Source organism: Bacillus sp. FSL K6-0069, assembly GCF_038007785.1.
In the GTDB taxonomy this organism is placed as follows: Bacteria; Bacillota; Bacilli; order Bacillales; family Bacillaceae_G; genus Bacillus_A; species Bacillus_A mobilis.
The window spans coordinates 619,581-639,949 of the sequence record NZ_JBBOXN010000001.1 but is presented as its reverse complement, the minus strand read 5'-3'; the positions used below and the strand labels follow the sequence as shown (position 1 = coordinate 639,949).

Sequence of the window (20,369 nt, the reverse complement as noted above, 5' to 3'; positions counted from 1 at the left end):
TTTCGTATGACGACAAGAGTTCATTACCCAGAAGAAACAAAGTGGAAAGTAATTGAAATGAAGAAAGATGGTTATTCAAATCGTACAATTATGGAGAAACTCGGAATTAAAAATGTTTCCCAAATTAAGACATGGATGAAATGGTATCGTACAGATCAAACGTATCGTTTTCAACAACCTGTAGGAAAACAATATTCTTATGGAAAAGGACCAAAAGAGCTCAGTGAATTAGAACAACTACGTCTAGAAAATAAGCATCTAAAAACAAAATTACTTGTATGGGGAAAGTATCTGGAAATCGAAAGGGGCTGAAACCAGAAACTGTAGTTACTTTATGGAAAAATGTAAAAACAAAAATAACGATAAAAGAATTGTGTAACGTATTAGAATTACCCCGTTCCACATTTTATCGCTGGTTACAACGAACGGAAGATCGGAAAGATGATATAGAAGAGAAAGTAAAGGACGTCTGTCTTAGGCATAAATTTCGGTATGGATATCGAAGAGTGACCGCTACTCTTCAAAAAATGGGACTGTGTGTTAATCATAAAAAAGTATTACGAATCATGAGACAAAATCACATTCTTTCAAAAGTACGTCGAAAGAAAAAGAAATATATCAATGGTACGGAACCAATGGTAGCCCCTCATCGATTGGAGCGTGAATTCGATGCATCCAGACCAAATGAAAAGTGGTTTACAGATGTGACGTATCTCTTATTTGGAGAGCGTACCTTGTATTTATCAACGATCATGGATGCCTTTAATCGTGAAATTATTAGTTGTGTCATCAGCGAATCACAAACACTGACATTAGCGATGAAGACATTGAAACAAGCAATGAGAGGGCGAAGAGTAAAAGATGTCCTTCTTCACTCGGATCAAGGAAGTATTTATACAGCAAAAGAATTTCAAGCGTATGCCAAAGAAAACGGCATTATCACCAGCATGTCCCGGAGAGGAAATTGCCATGATAATGCCGTCATGGAAAGCTTCTTTGGTCATTTGAAAAGTGAAGCTTTCTATTCACAAGAGATAACAAAAGTATCCAACACAACTGTGCGAAAGATTGTGCTAGAATACATTCATTACTACAATTGTGTGCGAATTCAAGAAAAATTAAACCACCTATCCCCTAAAGAATTTAGGGAACAAGTGGTTTAGGTGTTTTGATTGGTGTCCCGTTTTCGGGGTTCACTTCAAAACGGATCGGTGTTTTTTCGCATTACATCTTCTTATTCTTTAGTAAAGAAGCACCAGCAATTTCAGGATGCGTCATTTCGAATGGATCCAAAATAATATCCAATTCTTCTTCTGTCAGTACACCATGTTCTAAACATAACTCCCTAACAGATTTTCCTGTTTCAATTGCCTCACGTGCAATACGAGATGCTGCTTCGTAACCAATATGAGGGTTAACTGCCGTAATAATTCCAACACTCTTCTCCACATATTGCTTCAGCAATTCTTCATTTGCTGTAATTCCTTTAATACAATATTCACGGAATACGCGGAATCCGTTATTCATAATACTAATAGATTGAATTAAATTAAACACGAGTACAGGCTCCATTACGTTTAACTCTAATTGCCCTGCTTCTGATGCTAAGCAAATTGTATGATCATTACCAATTACTTGGAAAGCAACTTGATTAATTACTTCTGCCATAACAGGGTTTACTTTCCCTGGCATAATAGATGAACCTGGTTGACGAGCTGGCAATTGAATTTCCGCCAATCCAACACGTGGACCAGATGCCATAATACGAAGGTCATTCGCAATTTTAGACATATTCATCATACATACTTTTAATGCCGCAGATACTTCTGTGTATGCATCTGTGTTTTGCGTTGCGTCAACTAAATGCTCTGCACCAACAAGTGGGAATCCGCTAAATGTTCGCAAGTGTTTAACCACTTGTTCAATGTACGTAGGGTTTGCATTTAATCCCGTACCAACAGCTGTCGCCCCCATGTTCACTTCATATAAATGTTGGCGAGACTGTTTAATTCTTTTTATGTCACGCTCAAGCACACGGCTATACGCTTCAAATTCTTGTCCAAGACGAATCGGAACAGCATCTTGTAAATGTGTACGTCCCATTTTAATGACGTGATCAAACTCTTTTGCTTTTGCACGGAAAGCAGCATGAAGTTCTTCCATTGTAATAAGAAGTTCTTCTAACATCATAAGAGTTGCAATATGAATTCCTGTTGGAAACGCATCATTCGTTGATTGAGCCATGTTCACATGCGTGTTTGGACTAATTTTCGCATACTCACCTTTTTCATATCCCATACGTTCTAACGCTCGATTAGCGATTACTTCATTTGTATTCATATTAATAGAAGTTCCAGCACCGCCTTGGATTGGATCCACGATAAATTGATCATGGAATTTTCCATCAACAATTTCCTGCGCTGCTTCTGCAATTTCATGTCCAATGTCTTTAGCTAAGTAACCAGTATCCATATTTGCAAGTGCCGCCGCTTTTTTCACAATTGCCATTGCCGTAATTAGTGACGGATGAATGCGATATCCTGTAATCGGGAAGTTTTCAACAGCACGTAATGTTTGTACACCATAATAAGCTACACTCGGTACTTCCTTTTCACCTAAAAAATCTTTTTCTATACGTATATCCTTCGTTGCTATCATTTTCATCACCTATGCTTTTCATTCTAAATCCTTATCTAAAAAATTCGCCATCTAAAAATACGAGTATCATTCAGAAGAATTTTTCAGTATCCACCTTCACTATATAGCACCTCTTTTGAAAGCGCAAACATTTATTTTTCTATATATACCTTTTATAAAGTGACACCTTAATCAGTGGGGATTTTGTTCATCCCCCACCTAACTTCTTCGCTTTCGCCGAATTTTGAGGTGGGGTCTTACTGCCCACAAATATAGCGGGATAACAATTTATAGAAAATCATTCTTCTACCTTCTTTATTTCCACTCGTTTAATTTGATGCATATCCTTTTCGAGAACTTTAAAAGAAAAGCCGTGTTTTTCAATAACATCTCCTTCAGCAACAATTTGCTTTTGCACCATAATCCAGCCACCAATTGTATCTACATCATCAGCAATTAAGTGTATGCCAAATAAATCATTTACTTCACTAATAAGCACTTTTCCCTCTACGATTTTACACCCTTCACTTACATGCTCTACAGGCGGATGCTCGTCTTCATCGTATTCATCTCGGATTTCTCCAACAATTTCTTCTAAAATATCTTCTAATGTAACAATCCCCGCTGTACCACCATATTCATCATATAATACAGCTAATGGGATTCGTTTTCTTTGCATTTGTAATAGTAAATCATGTATAGGAATATTTTCTAGTACTTCAATAACTGGCCTTGTATACGGTGTAATCGAGCACTCCTCATCTCGATTACCATCCATATAACGAATAAATAAATCCTTTACATTAACCATCCCAATAATTTCATCTTTATCTTCACCAAATACGGGATACCTCGTATATTTTTCTTGTGCGATTATTTTAAGATGTGTTTCAAATGGTTCATCCTCATATAAACCTACAACTTCCGTACGAGGTACCATAATTTCCTTTGCAACTCTATTATCAAATTCAAAAATATTATTTACATATTTAAATTCCCTTTGATTAATCTCTCCGCTCTCATAACTCTCAGATAAGATTAATCGTAATTCTTCCTCCGAATGAGCAACTTCATGTTCAGAAGCCGGATGTAACCCGAATAACCCTGTCACAACCCTTGCTGAACCATTTAAAGCCCAAATAAACGGATACATTACTCGGTAAAAGTAAATAATTGGCTTCGATAATAATAAGCTAACTTGCTCTGCCCTTTGTATAGCGAGCGTCTTCGGAGCAAGTTCACCAATGACAACGTGTAAAAACGTAATCACTGCAAAGGCAATAATAAACGAAACTGTACTTGCAATTGCAGGAGATAAGTGTAGTTTTAAAAACAACGGCTCGAGTAAATGTTTTATAGTCGGCTCGCCTAACCACCCAAGTCCTAAAGCAGTAATTGTAATACCTAACTGACATGCTGATAAATACTCATCTAAATTTGAAGTTACTTTTTTAGCTGCCAATGCTCCTCGTCGTTTTTCACTAACGAGTTGATCAATACGACTGCTACGCACCTTAATAATTGCAAACTCAACAGCTACAAAAAAACCTGTTAATGCAATAAGAATGACTACCATCAATAATTTTAAAATATCCACATATGCCCTTTAGCTTTCTTAGCTAAAGTTACACCTCCTTTAAAAAAGAAGTTTCACTTTAGTTTCTTCATTTACGCAAAAGCAACCCTATATAAAATTCACCAATTTCAAACCTCATACAATTCTAAAGGTAGCCCATCAGGATCTTGGAAAAAGACGAATTTTTTTCCGGTTATTTCATCCATACGTATCGATTCAGTCTCTACACCACATTCATTTAAATGTTTCACAGCTTCTCCTATATTTGTAACAGCAAATGCTAAATGTCTAAGTCCAGCCGCTTCCGGGAAACTTGGGCGCTCAGGCGGACTTGGAAATGAAAATAATTCGATTTGATACTCTTCCCCTACACATAAATCTAACTTATAAGAATCTCGTTCCTTTCTATATACTTCATTTATCGCTTTAAAACCTAATATCCGAGTATAAAAATCCTTTGACACTTCATAATTTGAACAAATAATTGCAACGTGGTGCACTCTACATATATTCATGCTCTCTCTATTCCTTTCTTTACCAAAGATGCATATTCTCCCTTGAAATGAAAAACATATATAGCAGAATATCTCTTTTAGGGGGCTTACTATGAAATTTATTACTTTTTTCGTGGGACTTATCGTTGTTTTCTTCCTTGCTTATATTGCTAGCAACAATAAGAAACATATTAAATTTAAACCAATTTTCATCATGCTTATTATACAGTTGATCTTAACCTATTTATTATTAAATACAGAAATCGGCCTCATACTTATTCGGGTCATTTCCAGTCTGTTTACAAAGTTACTCGAGTATGCTGCTGATGGTATAAACTTCGTATTTGGCGGTCTTGCCAATAAAGGTGAAATGTCATTTTTCCTTACTGTACTATTACCAATTGTCTTCATTTCCGTCTTAATTGGTATACTACAACATTTCAAAATACTACCATTTTTTATTCATTGGATCGGTTACTTCCTTAGTAAAATAAATGGTCTTGGGAAATTAGAATCTTACAACGCTATCGCCTCTGCCATTGTCGGCCAATCAGAAGTTTTTATTACGGTAAAAAAACAATTAGCTCAAATTCCAAAACACCGTCTTTATACACTTTGTGCTTCTGCCATGTCAACCGTATCTATGTCTATCGTAGGTGCCTATATGACAATGATCGAACCTAAATATGTAGTAACCGCACTCGTCCTCAATTTATTTAGTGGTTTTATTATCGTACTCATCATTAATCCTTACGACGTTAAAGATGACGAAGATATTTTAGAGATTAAAGGCGAAAAGCAAAGCTTTTTTGAAATGCTTGGAGAATACATTCTAGATGGCTTTCGCGTAGCTATTGTTGTCGGCGCTATGCTCATCGGATTCGTCGCATTAATGAGCTGCATTAATGACCTATTCCTCATTATATTCGGCATTACTTTCCAGCAATTAATCGGCTACATATTTGCACCTGTTGCATTCCTTATCGGTGTACCAAGTTCCGAAATTGTCACAGCTGGTAGCATTATGGCAACAAAGCTTGTAACGAATGAATTTGTAGCAATGATGGACCTTAGTAAAATTTCTAATAGCCTTTCTCCTCGTACAGTGGGTATCATTTCTGTTTTCCTCGTTTCTTTTGCCAACTTTTCTTCTATCGGTATTATTTCAGGTGCGGTAAAAGGATTAAACGAAGAACAAGGAAACGTTGTTGCCAGATTTGGCCTAAAATTACTATACGGAGCTACTCTCGTCAGTATTTTATCTGCAATTATCGTAAGCATTATGTTGTAATCAGGTAAAATTTTATCATTTTCTTATCCCTATCTTTTGTATACAATAACGAATAGATGTCTTTATAAATAATCAAGACATCTATTTTTTATACATGTACAATCGCTTTTATTTAGCGTACAATATTTTTTATGTGTTTGAATGCGCTTCTAGATGTATACACTTTGATAGCTTTAAAGGAGAAAAAATGATGAAATCCGATATGAACAAAGATACTCGAGCCAAAAAAGGACTCTCAAAGAAAAAACGACTACTTTGGTTCCTTCTTATTCCATTACTGATTATAGCACTTGGAGCAGGAGGATATTCCTTCCATATATACAGTAAAGCAAAGTCTGTATTAAGTAATGCCTATTCTGAACTGGGCCGCGGGGATAAATCCAGCAAACGTGAAAAAGCCGTGAAACCTATGACTGACAACATTTCCGTACTTATTATGGGTGTTGATGAAAGTGAAATTAGGGACAAGAATTACGGAAAAGCAACTCGCACGGATGCGCTATTACTTGCAACAATTAATAAAAACGACAAATCTGTTAAACTTGTCAGTATTCCACGTGACTCACGTGTCTTCATTAAATCACGTGACAAATACGATAAAATTACACACGCGCACGTATTCGGTGGTGTAGACAGCACGATTGATACCGTAGAGAACTTTTTAGATGTTCCAGTTGATTACTATGTAAAATTCAACTTTAAATCATTTATTAAAATTGTCGATTCCCTTGGTGGTATTACTGTCGATGTTCCCGTTGAATTCACAGAACAAAATAGTAAAGACGAACCAGATGCTATTCATCTGAAAAAAGGACGTCAACATTTAAATGGAGAAGAGGCATTAGCACTAGCTAGAACACGTCATATCGATAGTGATTATATGCGCGGTCAACGACAACAGCTTGTTTTAGAAGCTATCGCTGAAAAAGCACTATCTCTTAATTCTATTAATAAAATTGGTGGTCTACTCGACGCTGTCGATAAAGACTTAAAGACAAATTTAACCTTTGACGATATGATGACCATTGCAAAAAATTCAATGGATTCCAATTTAAAAATGGACAAAATGCAAATAGAAGGTACTGATAAATATATAGGTGGTATTTATTATTACGTTCCAAATGAAAAAAGCGTCAATAACATTTCGACAACATTACAAGAACATCTCGGTGTTACGAATAAAAATGAACATAAAAAATTATAATAAAAAGGCTGCTAGATCTTTCTAGACAGCCTTTTTATTATAATTTTCAACATATTTCTCGTGCATATTGTGACAAAAAGAGACAATTATTACAACAGTGTAACATTTTTTATAAAAACATTACACACATAGTGGAAATAATAGTATACTAGTACGTACATAATGTTATTTTCATCATTTTTATACAAAAAATGTAATACATATATTTATACAAAAATTTCTGGGGGGAAATAAATGAAGCTAAGTAAAATACTGATTGGTTCTGCAATTACTGGAGGCATATTACTTTGTGTAGGCGGTGTTGGTGGATATAAATATGTATCCAAACTAAATAATCAATTAGATACTACTGCATTACCAAATACTACATTTGAAGGTATTTCTCTCGATGGAAAAAATAAAAAAGATATTCAAGCAATTATTAATCAAAAGGTAACTGAATTAGATCAAAAATCTCTTACGTACATATTCCAAAATGATAAACAAACGTACACATGGAAAGATTTAGGGATAAATTATAAGGAAAAAGATATTATCGACAAAATCTTTAAAGAACAAGAAGGAAATGCAATGAATCGTTACAAAATGCGGAAGCAGGCTGAAAACGGTGAATTAAAACGTGATTATAAATTAACAGCTCAATTAAATACAACTGCTTATGAAAGCTTTATGAAGGATAAATATAATGACACATTAAAAAATCCTGTTAATGCAGAATTAAATGTTGAAGGCTCTACAGTAAATATTAGCCAAAGTCAAAACGGAGAAAAAATTGATAAAGGAAAGTTAACTGATTTAACGAAACAGGCCATTGCTTCTGGCACATCAGACGTTACGTTACCAGTTACACTCTTAAAACCTGAGCGTTCTACAGAAGATATACAGAAAATGGGGATTAAAGAAGTAATTGCTGAATATTCAACTCCAATGGCTGGTCGTAATGGAAACCAATCCTATAACGTAAATAAGTCAGCTAATACTTTAAGTGGAGTTATTGTCGCACCTGATGAAACGTTTAGTTTTAATGGCCGTGTTGGCGTAACGGATGCTGCACATGGTTATAAATCCGCAGCAGTATTTTCAGAAGGTAAAGTTATACAAAGTGCAGGTGGAGGCGTTTGCCAAGTTAGTAGTACTTTATATAGCGCCGCTTTAAGGGCAGATTTAGGAATTGTTTCTCGAAGCAATCATTCTATGCCCGTAAATTATTTACCACTTGGGCAAGATGCAGCAGTGGCAGATTATGGTCCAGATTTAAAATTCAAAAACAATACAGGCAATCATATTTATATTCAAGCATTTTCAAATGGAGGTAGTATTACTACCCGTATTTTCGGTACCAATACTGGTAAAAATGTTGAAGTTTCTTCTCAAGTAATTAGTAGAGCTAATGACAAAATAACAGCGGTAACGTATAAAAAAGTAACACAAAACGGTGAAGTGATCTCAAATGGACAAATTTCAAAAAGCGTATATAAAAGCGCTCCAAAACAATGAGGCGCTGCTAATAAAGTGAAACTTTAATCAGTGGGGGTTTTCTTCATTCCCCACTGATTATTAGTTGAACCAATCGGACTTTTATGGGCAGTTGATCCCCACCTAACTTCTTTGCTTTCGCTGAATTTTGAGGTGGGGGTCTTACTGCCCATTAAAGCGGGATAAACAAGCAAATTTCCAAAAAGAAAAAGGCGTGATCTACTCACGCCTTTTTCTTTTGCAATAATAGTAAAAAAGCTTCAAGATGGTCTTTCGTTTCTTCTAAAGACCACATGCGATTTCCTTGCTTCGCAGCTAATACGCACGCCTCTTCCCAAGCATTCTTTTTCTTCATATATAATAATTCATCGCGTAATTTCAAAACAATTTCTTCATCCTCTTGCTCTATAAACTCTTCCATCACGCCTACTATTTCATCTTCATGAATACTTAACGTACAGTACGATTTAAGAAAGTATTGTAATGTCGTATACATATGTACTCCCCCTTCTTATTTGTCAGATGGATAAGAAGTAATGATCTTATATCCTAAATCTCCTGACTTATCTCTCGCCAAAACAGTAACAGTTTTTACTAGCTTGTCTTTTACATTCATATTTTTCTTTATTACCGTTTTTCCAACTGGGAATGAATGAGTTGTATTTAATACGAGACGAGCCTCTTTAGAATTTTTTAACCAATCTTGAATTTCCTTATCATGCTGCTTCAAACTATCTTTTACAGCTTTCGTCGCTGTTTCCTTATCATAGTATGTACTTGCCGCTGATACTTTATCTGTCTTCAAGCGATTCTTCAAATCCTCTTCTGATTTCCCTACATGCCTTTCAATCGTATGACCATTTTTAGGTGGTCCTTCCATTTCATCTAAAATATTATCACTAATTTTTTCTACTGATGTCGATTGATTTCCTGTTTGTTTCTCTGTTTTTTGTTCTTTTCCTGCACATCCACTTAAGATCAGCATGAATGCCATTAAACCACTCAAGAAAAGACTACTTATTCGTTTCATCATATCACCTCTTCCATGATTATTATCGTAACTTCACTAAAAGTCAATTTCACATAGAAAAAACATATACATTTTTAAAATTCCACGTCTATTTTTCCATATTACCACCCTAATTTCATAAAACTACTATTTCGGCCCTCACCTGTAATATACCCCTATATTTTTTGATTATTTCCCGAATCAAATCACCTCTTAAAACATCGAATAAACCCTTTAAACTCAAGGTTTATTCGATGTTTTTTAAATCGTAAAAATATACCCCTGTTTTTACATACCCAATACCCTTATAAGGTATGTAGATGGTGTTTTATCAACGTTTTCCTACATTATGTAAATTTGCACTTGCCTACACAATAGAAATATGGTGTAATGCAAAAAAAGATAAAGGATTTTAAACAATGGCTGAAACAATTCAAAACTTCTTAACAGACTATTATTCAATCGCAATTCCACTTAGTATCTTAATCAACATCATCATCAGTCTTTTAGGTTTTATCCCTAGTATTTTTTTAACCGCCATTAACATACAGCTCTTTGGCGTAGTAAACGGTACAATCATTTCGATCATAGGTGAGGCCTTAGGGGCTATTATCTCGTTTTATATTTATCGTCTAGGCCTTCAAAAGTTCACTCACGATAAAGTAAATAAGTATCCTAAGGTAGAACGCCTTCTTTACGTAGAAGGTAGAGAGGCCTTTCTACTCGTCCTATCTTTTCGTTTTATTCCATTTATTCCGTCCAGTATCGTGACTTTATTTGCGGCTCTAGGCAAAATGTCATTACTATCCTTCAGTATTGCCAGTACAATAGGTAAAATACCGTCCTTATTAATTGAAGTATATTCTGCATACCATGTCATGAATGGTACAAATGAAGCGAAGTGGATTGTAACAATCGCGGGTTGTATCGGATTGTATTATTTGTGGAAAAAATGGAGAAAAAAATAAAGAAGGAGCATAGGCTCCTTCTTTATTTTTGAGGTATTTTATTAACAGCTATCTCTTACAGCCTTAGTTTATACCAACAGCACTAAATGATTGCTTAACTGCTGCTACTTCAGCAGAATTTGCACCATATAAATCAGCTGCAGCTTGTACTGCACCAGCACGAGCTTGGCTAAATGTAGTAGATTGCGTGTAATATTGTGTATTTGCACGGTAATAAATTGCACCTAGCTTATCTTTACCGATACCAGTTACAGTTACACCGTAATGTGTACCGCCATTTGCTAATAAGTAAGCCTGTTTATTAATAATACCACTGTTTGTATGAACCCCACCGTTATCACTTGAACCCGTGTAACGCTTAGAATAATGATCTGGATCACCATATTTCGTTGGATCACTCATAGAGCGAAGTGCATCTCCTGCTTTACCAGGTGTGTAAATATCTTCACCAATCTCCCAATCTGGGTTACGGTTATCATAGAATTCTACTAAAGTACCAAAGATATCAGAAATCGCTTCATTTAAAGCTCCTGATTCATTTTGATAAATTAAATTAGAACTATTTTCCGTAACTGCATGCGTTAATTCGTGACCGATAACATCAATACCACCAGATAATGAAGTGAACGTTACACCATCACCATCTCCGTATACCATTTGTGATCCGTTCCAGAATGCATTATTATAATTACTTCCGTAATGAACTGTTGATTTTAATGGCGCTCCTGCATCATTAATAGAGTTTCTATTAAATGTAGCTTTATAGTAATCATATGTTTTACCTGCATAGTAATGAGCATCTACTGCCGCTGCATCATACGCTGCATTGAAAACATTATCTGCATCTGCCCATAATGTTCCTGGTAATGTTGAGCGGTTTTTCGCATCATATGTGAAAATTGTTGCTCCGCGCGTATTATCTTGTAAGTAGTAAGATGAACCAGATAACGTTGTATTAAGCGATTTCGTATCTCCTAATACCCCTTTACCAGTTCCTACTTTATTTGTTCCTGTTACAGGCTTTACAACCGCTTTTGCATCCTGCTTAGGAGCCTCTTGTTTAACTGGAGACTTATCATCATTCGTTACATGATCAATTGTATTAAATTTATTTAATACTTTACCGCTGTCTGCTTCAATGAAATAGTAGTAATTTCCTGGACTTGGATCTAAGAAGTTCAAGTTTACAACGTATGCGTATGTTGTATCTTCACCGTTTTGATATACATATAAGTCCGCTTTTGGTTCTACCTCATATTTCGGTGTTACACCTAAATCTTGCTGCGCGATTTCAATTGCCTTTGCGCCTTCAATCTTATTTTTATTTTTCAGCTTGTCCTTTTTGTCTAAATCAGGCGCAACTGTTCCAGACAATACTTTTAAAGAACCATCTTTACTTACGTGAGCTACTTGAGTAGACCCCCATACAGGTACTCCTTCGTAAACTTGTTGCAAACGTAATACTGTTGAATCAGTTACAGCATCTTTCTTCACTTGTTTCACTTTGAAAGAATCTTGCGCACTCTTTTCCCCTAACTTATAATCACCTTTTGCCGCGTTTAAATAATCAAACACAACAGATTCTGCTTTCTTACCAGTTGCCTCAGTTAAATCACCAGAAATAAACTCCGGCGACTGCACCGTCTCATTGTACTTCTTCGTAGAGAGCACATTTTTAGAATCCGCAAATGCAGAGCCTGTCCCTCCAAACGTTGTAACTGCCATTCCTGTCGCTAACACTAATGCTAAACTCTTCTTTTTCATATAACCTTCCCCCTAATAAAAAATTTTTGTGAAAAAGAGTAGTTTTATCGTAGCATTATGTTTCCACTATTAATATACTAAAAATTCAATTAATTTTTTTCTCAAGTTTTGTAGATTTTTGGGGAACAAATATTGAAAAACCCCTTTCCGATTGGAAAGGGGTTTCTATTAAGAATTTATTACTTCTATTACTTCTTTAGCTTGACCATACATGTCTCCAGTCCAAGCATACTGAGGTTCTAACACTACTAATATAGCCACTAATGCTAAAGCACCCAAAATCATTTTTTTCATATTCATCTTCCTCCCTTTTCTTCTAATAAATTAATAGTTAGTCTATAATATCTATTACTTTCTTGAAATTCTAATACTTCCTCATGATATCTTGCTAATTCTAAATATACCTTTTTTAAATCTTTTTTATTTTCCTCTTGCTTAAAAAATGTTAAAGCTTCTGTTTCTAAAAACTTTTTATACACCCCCTTCTCTTCAAAATATTTATATTGAAGTATTAAAAGTGTATATAACATACTTTTATACTTCTCATCTCTTTTCGCAACTTCTATCCCTTTATTAATCCACTCTTTTACTTCTTCAAATTCCTTCAATTCAATACATTGCAATGCAATCTCATATACAGCATCAATGTAATCTAAATCTTCTTCCTTCTTGTATTGTAAACATTGCAAATAATACTCTTTCGCTTTTGCATAATCCTTTAAATGGTAATGTAAATACCCCATGTTATTTAGAGCAATCGCTGTTATGTTATCTTTATCCGCAAAAGAATTAGCCTCTCTTAAAATATTTCTATAAATTTCCAAAGCTTCATTATATTGTTTTTTCTGTATATAACTTAACCCTATCAATAACTGGCAATTAATCACATGACGAAATTTATATTCATTCTTAAAGCCTTCCATAGCTAAATGAGCAAAATGTAACGCCATATGTTCTATTTCTAATTCATTATAAATGAGAGCTAAATTATAATAGATTCCAGTTTCATAATAGCCTTGTTCTTTCGCCATCACTTCAGTTTGAACTAAATAATCTAAGGCCGTTTTATATTTATGTTGTAAAAAATAATATAGCCCTTTACTATACGTATATAATAATTTCTGAAATGGCGAATACTTTTTGTACATCTTTTTTAATCTCTCTAATTCTTCTTCAAGAGCAGAAAAATCTCGTTTCATAATTAAATAACGCGTATAAAGCAGTTTATAATAATTTATAATTTCAAAATCCAAAACATGCTTCATTTCACCTTGTAATTCTTCATATATGCGTTCTACTTGTTGCCTGTCCAAATGAACGAGTGCATTCAACCACTCATCCAGCTTCCCCTTCACATCTTCTTCTACATCTCTCAAATCCGTCACGGCAATTTCTAACCTTGTGCAGAGCAATTGTAGAATCTCTTCTGATGCTTCGATCTTTCCATTTTCTATTTTACTTAAGTATGAGACAGAACAAATGCCCTGACATAATTCTTCTTGTGTCATTTTTTGCTGTAGCCGTTTATAAAAGACTTGTTTGCCTATTTTTTCTAATGTTTGTTGCATTGTCCTCCTCCATTCTCATTACCCCCATTACTCTAATAATACATAAAATCTTGAGAAATATAAATTGATAAATGTTAATTTTCTAAAAAATATGCAATATTTCATTTTTTTCTTTCTTGACTATACTTTCATATCCATTCTTTGCTACGGGCGGTGAAAAATTGGTATACTATAACCAAATTATGGAGGTGTTTTCGCGATGACTTATTATAAAGACGATAGCTATGCCTTACATACAGATTTATATCAAATTAATATGGCTTATACATATTGGAAAGATGGTATTCATAATCGCCGCTCGGTGTTTGATTTATACTTTCGAAAACTTCCATTCGAGAACGGTTATGCTGTTTTTGCTGGTCTTGAAAAGATTGTAGAGTACATAGAAAACTTCAGCTTTACCGAAAGCGATCTCGCTTATTTAGCAGAATTACAATTTGAAGAGGAATTCCTTCAATATTTACAAAATATGAAATTCACTGGGACGATTCGAAGTATGCAAGAAGGTGAAGTTGTATTTAATAATGAGCCTTTATTACGTGTTGATGCACCGCTCGGCGAAGCACAAATTATTGAAACTGCCCTGTTAAACATTGTGAATTACCAAACATTAATTGCAACAAAAGCTGCTCGTATGAAGCACGCTGCAAATAATGATGAACTTTTAGAGTTTGGCACAAGACGTGCTCACGAGTTTGACGCTGCTCTTTGGGGTACACGCGCTGCCTTTATTGGTGGTTTCTCATCTACGAGTAACGTTCGTGCTGGAAAACGATTCGGGATACCTGTAGCCGGCACACACGCTCACTCTTTCGTTCAAGCTTATCGCGATGAATATGTCGCGTTTAAGAAATATGCTGAAACTCATAAAAAATGCGTCTTTCTCGTTGATACATACGACACTTTAAAATCAGGTGTTCCAAATGCGATTCGCGTCGCAAAAGAGTTTGGAGATCGTATCGATTTTTATGGCATTCGCCTTGATAGTGGTGATATGGCTTATTTATCTAAAAAAGCAAGAAAACTACTAGATGCAGCTGGATTTACACATACAAAAATTATTGCTTCTAGCGATTTAGATGAATACACAATTATGCATTTGAAATCTCAAGGAGCAAAAATTGATGTATGGGGCGTTGGAACAAAATTGATTACATCCTTTGAGCAACCGGCATTAGGGGCTGTTTATAAACTAGTTGCGATTGAAGATACGGATGGAAAGTTAAATGATACAATTAAAATTTCATCTAACCCTGAAAAAATTACGACTCCAGGACTGAAACGAATTTATCGCATTATCAATCGAGTTAACGATCATGCAGAAGGCGATTATATTGCATTAGATTCTGAAAAACCTGGAAAAGAAGAACGCTTAAAAATGTTTCACCCTGTTCACACGTATATAAGTAAATTTGTAACAAACTTTGAAGCTCGCGAACTGCATAAAGACATTTTCGTTAACGGCGAAAGAGCATATGAACTACCAGATATATTAGATATTCAAAAATATAATGAACAGAGTCTCGCGCTATTTTGGGAAGAGTATATGCGAACTTTAAATCCCGAAGAGTACCCTGTCGATTTAAGTCAAGAATGTTGGGATCATAAAATGAATTACATTCAAACTGTTCGAGAACAAGTTGAAAAAAATATACAAAAATAAAGTGAAACTTTAATCAGCCCTCACCAATCGGACTTTTATGGCCAGTAAAGCTTGAAAAAACAGAGAAGCTTCTCCTTCTCTGTTTTTTCAATACGATATGTAGCTTTGTGAAAAATATATTAAAATAGTAAGACAAATATTTTTTATTTGTAAATTTTAATATTACGTTATTTATTTATAAAATAATATTTGCTATTATTTTATTGAGTCAATTTCAACAAAATAACCTAAAAAAGAGGACGCATGTTGCGTCCTCTTTTTTATAAATCTTTCACTCGTAGTACACGCATTGCATTTAACACTGCAAGTAGTGTCACACCAACATCTGAGAAAACAGCTTCCCACATTGTTGCAATACCAAAAGCACCAAGTAATAAAACTAACCCTTTTACCCCTAATGCAAAGATGATATTCTGCCATACAATGCGTCGTGTACGTTTTGCGATGTTTAAGGCTGTTGCAATTTTTGAAGGCTCATCAGTCATAATAACGATGTCTGCTGCCTCAATCGCTGCATCTGATCCTAAACCACCCATCGCAATACCAACATCTGCTCTTGCTAATACCGGTGTGTCATTAATACCATCACCAACGAAAGCAACTTTTTCTTTTCCGTTCTTCGCCGCATCAATTTTTTCAATCTCTTCCACTTTTTGTTGCGGTAATAGTTCTGCGTGAACTTCATCTAAACCTAATTCCCTACCGACAGCTTCACCAACTGCTTTTGCATCACCAGTTAACATGACTGTCTTCTTAATACCCAGTTCTTTTAATTTTTGAATTGCTTGTTTTGAATCTTCTTTTACCTCATCAGAGATAACGATATAACCTGCATATTCTCCATCTACAGCAACGTGAACTAATGTACCTACTGTTTCTGGTTGCTTAAATGTAATGTTTTCTTTTCTCATTAATTTGGCATTACCCGCAAAAATTTCTTTTCCTTGTACTTTTACGACTGTACCGTGACCAGAAATTTCGTTATAATCATCGATTATTTTTTCATCAATTGATTTTCCATATGCCTTTCGAATCGATTGTGCAATTGGATGATTAGAATACACTTCAGCAAATGCTGCATACTCTAATAATTCTTCATTTTTTATGCCTTCGCTTGGTTCCATTTTTGTAACTTTGAAGACACCTTTTGTTAATGTTCCCGTTTTATCAAAAACAATATATTTCACATCATTTAAAGCTTCTAAATAGTTACTTCCTTTTATTAATACACCACTTTTAGATGCCCCACCAATTCCTCCAAAGAATCCAAGCGGTATAGATACAACTAACGCACATGGACACGAGATTACTAAGAACACTAAAGCTCTATAAATCCATTCTGAGAATGTAGCTCCTTCTAAAATAAGTGGTGGAATAAACGCCATGATCGCTGCTGTAATAACTACAACTGGAGTGTAGTAACGCGCAAATTTCGTAATAAAGTTTTCTGTTGGCGCTTTTTTACTGCTTGCATTTTGAACTAAATCTAAAATTTTTGATACAGTTGATTCACCAAATTCTTTTGTAACTTCAATTGTTAATACACCATTTTGGTTCACAAAACCACTTAATACATCATTTCCAACTTCGACTTCACGTGGTACAGATTCACCAGTCAATGCTGAAGTATCTACCATTGATGTTCCTTCAACTACTTTGCCGTCTAACGGTACTTTTTCACCAGGCTTCACGATAATATAATCGCCGATTCGTACATCTTCTGGTGATACTTGTTTCGTTTCATTTCCAACCTTCACATTCGCATAATCAGGACGGATATCCATTAATGAAGTAATTGATTTTCGAGAGCGATTGACCGCAATACTTTGGAATAGTTCCCCCACTTGATAGAATAGCATTACCGCAACAGCTTCTGAATATTGTTGAATTGCGAAAGCCCCTAGGGTTGCAATTGCCATTAAGAAGTTCTCATCGAACACTTGGCCGCGAGTTATGTTTCTTACCGCTCTCCAAACGATATCTCCACCTATTAATAAATACGCAAGAACGAATAACGGAATTGTTATCATTTGTGGTAAACCAGCTAATGCAGCAATTGCTGTCAAAATTCCGCCGATCACTAATCGTCCTACCATCTTTTTCACATTTGCTTCACCATGGTCGTGACTATGTCCGTGGTCATGACCACCTTTTTCTTCACGAACAACTTTCACATCTGGTTCTAACTTTTGAACAACATTCGTTATATTTGCTACAGTTGCTTCTAATTCTCTTTTATTCGCTACTTCAACTCTTAATTTCTTTGATACGAAATCAACAGTTGCTTCTGAAACGGTCGGCATTTCTTTCACTTTATTTTCAATTTTCATCGCACAGTTCGCACAATCTAAACCTTCTAATATAAACACTTCTTTTGCTATTTTTGTGTTTTTTTCTTCTTGTACTTTAATATGCGGTTCTAATTTTGTAACGAGTTGCTTTGCTTCTGTAACAACTTCGCTTTCTTTATTTTGTGCTGTTTCTAAAACCATTGTTTTTGTCGCGAAATTTACAGAGCAAGAATTTACTCCTTCTATATTCCCAACACCTTTTTCAATTTTCATTGCACAGTTCGCACAATCTAAACCTTCTAACACCAGTTTCTTTTTCACTAATGCTTCAGCCATCGTTCTCCCTCCTCGCGTTCTTTTTTATTCTTCCTCGTTTACGTGTTCAAACGCTTGCTCGAAGATATGAATTACGTGCTGGTCAGCTAACGAATAATAAACGACCTTGCCTTCTTTACGATTCTTTACAAGTTTCGCTTGCTTTAACACACGAAGCTGATGTGAAATAGATGATTGTGTCATTCCTAATAAATACGCTAAATCACAAACACACATTTCAGCTTCAAATAACGCATGTAATATTCTCGTACGTGTACGATCGCCTAATACTTTAAATAGTTCTGCTACTTTACTTAAACTTTCATCAGTTGGAATTGTTTGTTTTACTTGATCAACAACTTCTTCATGAATTACCGTTTGAGAACATGTCTCTTGTGGTGTTTCTACTTTATTTCCAGCCATTATAGCTCACCTCTTCATTTGAACATATGAACAATCATTCATATATCTTATACTCTTATTATATGAGCGCCTATTCATATGTGTCAATGAAATCTCATACATTTTTTTTGAACATTTCGTTCACATTTAAAAAGGTCTATCCATATTTTCCGCATCCATTACATTCTCATACAAAAAAGATGTACGTTTTGCACAAAAGAAAAAAGCCTTGCGCGTTCCCTAGACGCACAAGGCTTACTTATACTTATATCCCTTTTAATTAGCTGTTAATTAGCTTGTTCTAAATTATCCTGCGAACTTCCATCTTCTTTTAAATGACTATGCTTTTTCGAATAAACAAAGTATACAACTACTCCGATTGCTAACCAAACACCGAAGTATATCCATGTTTTTAATGGTAGATTTACCATTAAGAATAGACAACATGCAACTGAAATAATCGGTAAGATCGGTACAAGTGGTACCATAAATCCACGTTGTAATTTCGGATGCGTTTTACGAAGAATGATAACAGTTACACCAACCATGGCGAATGTTAATAACGCTCCAATATTCGCTAAATTCGACAATTCTTTTAAATCGATAAATCCAGCAATTAAAGCACTACCAATTCCTGTTAACCAAACTGAAAATGTTGGCGCTTCAGTCTTCTTGTTAATTTTCGCGAAAGATTTTGGTAATAAACCGTCACGGCTCATTGCGAAGAATACACGAGTTGTTGCATAAATGTAAGCGAAAATTACAGCCATAATACCGATTACAGCTCCAATAGCAATTACACCAGCCACTTTATCTTGTCCTACAACTTCTAACACATATGCCATAGCTTCTGGTACATCTAATTCTTTATAAGAAACCATACCTGTCATAACGAGACAAACTACAACATAAATGATTGTACAAATGACTAATGAAGCAATAATACCAATCGGCAGATCACGTTGCGGATTTTTTACTTCTTCAGCAGAAGTTGCTAATGCATCAAATCCTAAGAAAGCGAAGAATACTGCTGCTCCCCCTGCGAACACTCCACTTAAACCGTACGGTGCAAATGGTATCCAGTTTTCTGGTTTCACGTAGAATACACCAACTGCAATGAATAAAACAACAATACCAATTTTAATTAATACCATTATGTTATTCACACGCTTACTTTCTTTTGTACCTCGTGATAATAACCAAGTTATCACCAACGTAACGATAATTGCGGGTAAGTTCACCATACCACCTTGCGATGGAATCGTTAGCAATGCTTTTGGAATTTCAAGTCCCAATCCACTCACTAGGTTATGGAAATAACCCGTCCATCCGCCAGCTACTGCGGCAGTTGTTACGACATATACGGATAACAATGTCCATCCCATTAAATGGGCAACAAACTCACCAATTGTTGCATATGAATATGTGTACACACTACCTGAAACAGGAAGTGTAGATGCAACCTCTGCATAACATAAAGCTGCAAATCCACAAACAATCGCTGCAATCATGAATGAAAAAATAACTGCTGGACCAGCATCTCTTGCTGCTACTAATCCTGTTAATACTAGAACTCCTGTACCGATTATCGCACCAATCCCTAGCATTGTTAGGTCGAATGCCCCTAGCGTTTTCGTTAAAGTTTTACTTTTACTTTCACCTAACAATTGCGTAACGGATTTCTTTTTAAATAGGTTGGCCACGATGTATG

Annotated in this window: 17 protein-coding genes; 6 read left to right on the top strand and 11 right to left on the bottom strand. The window is 35.2% G+C overall.

Annotation, left to right across the window (positions count from 1 at the left end; all coding sequences use genetic code 11):
• Positions 1 to 6: 6 nt before the first annotated feature.
• A protein-coding gene (locus tag MHB74_RS03215; protein ID WP_151360624.1) for an IS3 family transposase occupies positions 7 to 1,163 on the top strand; the annotation gives its coding sequence in 2 pieces (ribosomal slippage) (positions 7 to 259 and positions 259 to 1,163; 1,158 coding nt in all).
• 61 nt (positions 1,164 to 1,224) lie between these two features.
• Here MHB74_RS03215 and aspA read toward each other — a convergent pair.
• The 3 genes from aspA to gloA2 form a co-directional block, all read right to left on the bottom strand.
• Positions 1,225 to 2,658, bottom strand: a complete 1,434-nt coding sequence (aspA, locus tag MHB74_RS03210) for an aspartate ammonia-lyase (protein ID WP_000562161.1) — start codon at positions 2,656 to 2,658, stop codon at positions 1,225 to 1,227.
• A gap of 277 nt (positions 2,659 to 2,935) precedes the next feature.
• Complete coding sequence (locus MHB74_RS03205; protein ID WP_061676965.1) at positions 2,936 to 4,234, bottom strand: hemolysin family protein; 1,299 nt, start codon at positions 4,232 to 4,234, stop codon at positions 2,936 to 2,938.
• Between the two features lie 107 nt (positions 4,235 to 4,341).
• On the bottom strand, positions 4,342 to 4,728 hold the full coding sequence (gloA2, locus tag MHB74_RS03200; protein WP_061676966.1) for an SMU1112c/YaeR family gloxylase I-like metalloprotein: 387 nt from the start codon (positions 4,726 to 4,728) through the stop codon (positions 4,342 to 4,344).
• Between the two features lie 91 nt (positions 4,729 to 4,819).
• Between gloA2 and MHB74_RS03195 the strand changes: the two genes are divergently transcribed.
• The 3 genes from MHB74_RS03195 to MHB74_RS03185 all read left to right on the top strand — a co-directional run bounded on the left by MHB74_RS03195 (position 4,820) and on the right by MHB74_RS03185 (position 8,699).
• On the top strand, positions 4,820 to 5,998 hold the full coding sequence (locus tag MHB74_RS03195) for a NupC/NupG family nucleoside CNT transporter (RefSeq protein WP_061676967.1): 1,179 nt from the start codon (positions 4,820 to 4,822) through the stop codon (positions 5,996 to 5,998).
• A gap of 187 nt (positions 5,999 to 6,185) precedes the next feature.
• Positions 6,186 to 7,202, top strand: coding sequence for an LCP family protein (locus MHB74_RS03190; protein WP_333490711.1), 1,017 nt, complete (start codon positions 6,186 to 6,188; stop codon positions 7,200 to 7,202).
• Between the two features lie 234 nt (positions 7,203 to 7,436).
• Positions 7,437 to 8,699 (top strand): VanW family protein, encoded by a 1,263-nt coding sequence (locus MHB74_RS03185; RefSeq protein ID WP_061676969.1) that lies wholly within the window; start codon positions 7,437 to 7,439, stop codon positions 8,697 to 8,699.
• 202 nt (positions 8,700 to 8,901) lie between these two features.
• Here MHB74_RS03185 and MHB74_RS03180 read toward each other — a convergent pair whose 3' ends face one another.
• Together MHB74_RS03180 and MHB74_RS03175 are read right to left on the bottom strand one after the other, a co-directional pair.
• Positions 8,902 to 9,174, bottom strand: coding sequence for a hypothetical protein (locus MHB74_RS03180; RefSeq protein ID WP_000288799.1), 273 nt, complete (start codon positions 9,172 to 9,174; stop codon positions 8,902 to 8,904).
• A gap of 15 nt (positions 9,175 to 9,189) precedes the next feature.
• Positions 9,190 to 9,708, bottom strand: coding sequence for an RNase A-like domain-containing lipoprotein (locus tag MHB74_RS03175; RefSeq protein ID WP_061676970.1), 519 nt, complete (start codon positions 9,706 to 9,708; stop codon positions 9,190 to 9,192).
• Between the two features lie 398 nt (positions 9,709 to 10,106).
• Between MHB74_RS03175 and MHB74_RS03170 the strand changes: the two genes are divergently transcribed.
• A complete protein-coding gene (locus tag MHB74_RS03170; RefSeq protein WP_061676971.1) occupies positions 10,107 to 10,655 on the top strand; it encodes a TVP38/TMEM64 family protein in 549 nt (182 codons plus the stop codon).
• A gap of 63 nt (positions 10,656 to 10,718) precedes the next feature.
• On the opposite strand, the gene MHB74_RS03165 is transcribed toward MHB74_RS03170, so the two are convergent.
• The 3 genes from MHB74_RS03165 to MHB74_RS03155 all read right to left on the bottom strand — a co-directional run bounded on the left by MHB74_RS03165 (position 10,719) and on the right by MHB74_RS03155 (position 13,987).
• Positions 10,719 to 12,419, bottom strand: coding sequence for a M4 family metallopeptidase (locus MHB74_RS03165; protein ID WP_061676972.1), 1,701 nt, complete (start codon positions 12,417 to 12,419; stop codon positions 10,719 to 10,721).
• A gap of 168 nt (positions 12,420 to 12,587) precedes the next feature.
• Positions 12,588 to 12,713 carry an NprX family peptide pheromone gene (locus MHB74_RS03160; RefSeq protein WP_140384220.1) on the bottom strand — a complete coding sequence of 42 codons (126 nt, stop codon included), beginning with the start codon at positions 12,711 to 12,713 and terminating at the stop codon, positions 12,588 to 12,590.
• A gap of 2 nt (positions 12,714 to 12,715) precedes the next feature.
• Positions 12,716 to 13,987: a tetratricopeptide repeat protein gene (locus MHB74_RS03155; RefSeq protein WP_061676973.1), complete on the bottom strand. Its 1,272-nt coding sequence runs from the start codon at positions 13,985 to 13,987 to the stop codon at positions 12,716 to 12,718.
• Between the two features lie 199 nt (positions 13,988 to 14,186).
• Here MHB74_RS03155 and MHB74_RS03150 point away from each other — a divergent pair, with 199 nt between their 5' ends.
• Positions 14,187 to 15,650, top strand: a complete 1,464-nt coding sequence (locus MHB74_RS03150; RefSeq protein ID WP_061676974.1) for a nicotinate phosphoribosyltransferase — start codon at positions 14,187 to 14,189, stop codon at positions 15,648 to 15,650.
• 260 nt (positions 15,651 to 15,910) lie between these two features.
• Here MHB74_RS03150 and MHB74_RS03145 read toward each other — a convergent pair whose 3' ends face one another.
• The 3 genes from MHB74_RS03145 to MHB74_RS03135 form a co-directional block, all read right to left on the bottom strand.
• The gene (locus MHB74_RS03145) at positions 15,911 to 18,277 is read right to left on the bottom strand and encodes a heavy metal translocating P-type ATPase (RefSeq protein WP_061676975.1); all 2,367 of its coding nucleotides are present in this window, start codon (positions 18,275 to 18,277) and stop codon (positions 15,911 to 15,913) included.
• 24 nt (positions 18,278 to 18,301) lie between these two features.
• Entirely contained in the window at positions 18,302 to 18,679 is a 378-nt protein-coding gene (locus MHB74_RS03140) for an ArsR/SmtB family transcription factor (protein WP_061676976.1), read from the bottom strand.
• A gap of 266 nt (positions 18,680 to 18,945) precedes the next feature.
• Positions 18,946 to 20,361, bottom strand: coding sequence for an amino acid permease (locus tag MHB74_RS03135; protein WP_061676977.1), 1,416 nt, complete (start codon positions 20,359 to 20,361; stop codon positions 18,946 to 18,948).
• Positions 20,362 to 20,369 lie beyond the last annotated feature (8 nt).

Bases quoted from the DNA above. Each gene is read 5' to 3' on its own strand.
- aspA (WP_000562161.1), bottom strand. From the start codon at position 2,658: ATGATAGCAACGAAGGATATACGTATAGAAAAAGATTTTTTAGGTGAA.
- gloA2 (WP_061676966.1), bottom strand. From the start codon at position 4,728: ATGAATATATGTAGAGTGCACCACGTTGCAATTATTTGTTCAAATTAT.
- MHB74_RS03195 (WP_061676967.1), top strand. From the start codon at position 4,820: ATGAAATTTATTACTTTTTTCGTGGGACTTATCGTTGTTTTCTTCCTT.
- MHB74_RS03190 (WP_333490711.1), top strand. From the start codon at position 6,186: ATGATGAAATCCGATATGAACAAAGATACTCGAGCCAAAAAAGGACTC.
- MHB74_RS03185 (WP_061676969.1), top strand. From the start codon at position 7,437: ATGAAGCTAAGTAAAATACTGATTGGTTCTGCAATTACTGGAGGCATA.
- MHB74_RS03180 (WP_000288799.1), bottom strand. From the start codon at position 9,174: ATGTATACGACATTACAATACTTTCTTAAATCGTACTGTACGTTAAGT.
- MHB74_RS03175 (WP_061676970.1), bottom strand. From the start codon at position 9,708: ATGAAACGAATAAGTAGTCTTTTCTTGAGTGGTTTAATGGCATTCATG.
- MHB74_RS03170 (WP_061676971.1), top strand. From the start codon at position 10,107: ATGGCTGAAACAATTCAAAACTTCTTAACAGACTATTATTCAATCGCA.
- MHB74_RS03165 (WP_061676972.1), bottom strand. From the start codon at position 12,419: ATGAAAAAGAAGAGTTTAGCATTAGTGTTAGCGACAGGAATGGCAGTT.
- MHB74_RS03160 (WP_140384220.1), bottom strand. From the start codon at position 12,713: ATGAAAAAAATGATTTTGGGTGCTTTAGCATTAGTGGCTATATTAGTA.
- MHB74_RS03155 (WP_061676973.1), bottom strand. From the start codon at position 13,987: ATGCAACAAACATTAGAAAAAATAGGCAAACAAGTCTTTTATAAACGG.
- MHB74_RS03150 (WP_061676974.1), top strand. From the start codon at position 14,187: ATGACTTATTATAAAGACGATAGCTATGCCTTACATACAGATTTATAT.
- MHB74_RS03145 (WP_061676975.1), bottom strand. From the start codon at position 18,277: ATGGCTGAAGCATTAGTGAAAAAGAAACTGGTGTTAGAAGGTTTAGAT.
- MHB74_RS03140 (WP_061676976.1), bottom strand. From the start codon at position 18,679: ATGGCTGGAAATAAAGTAGAAACACCACAAGAGACATGTTCTCAAACG.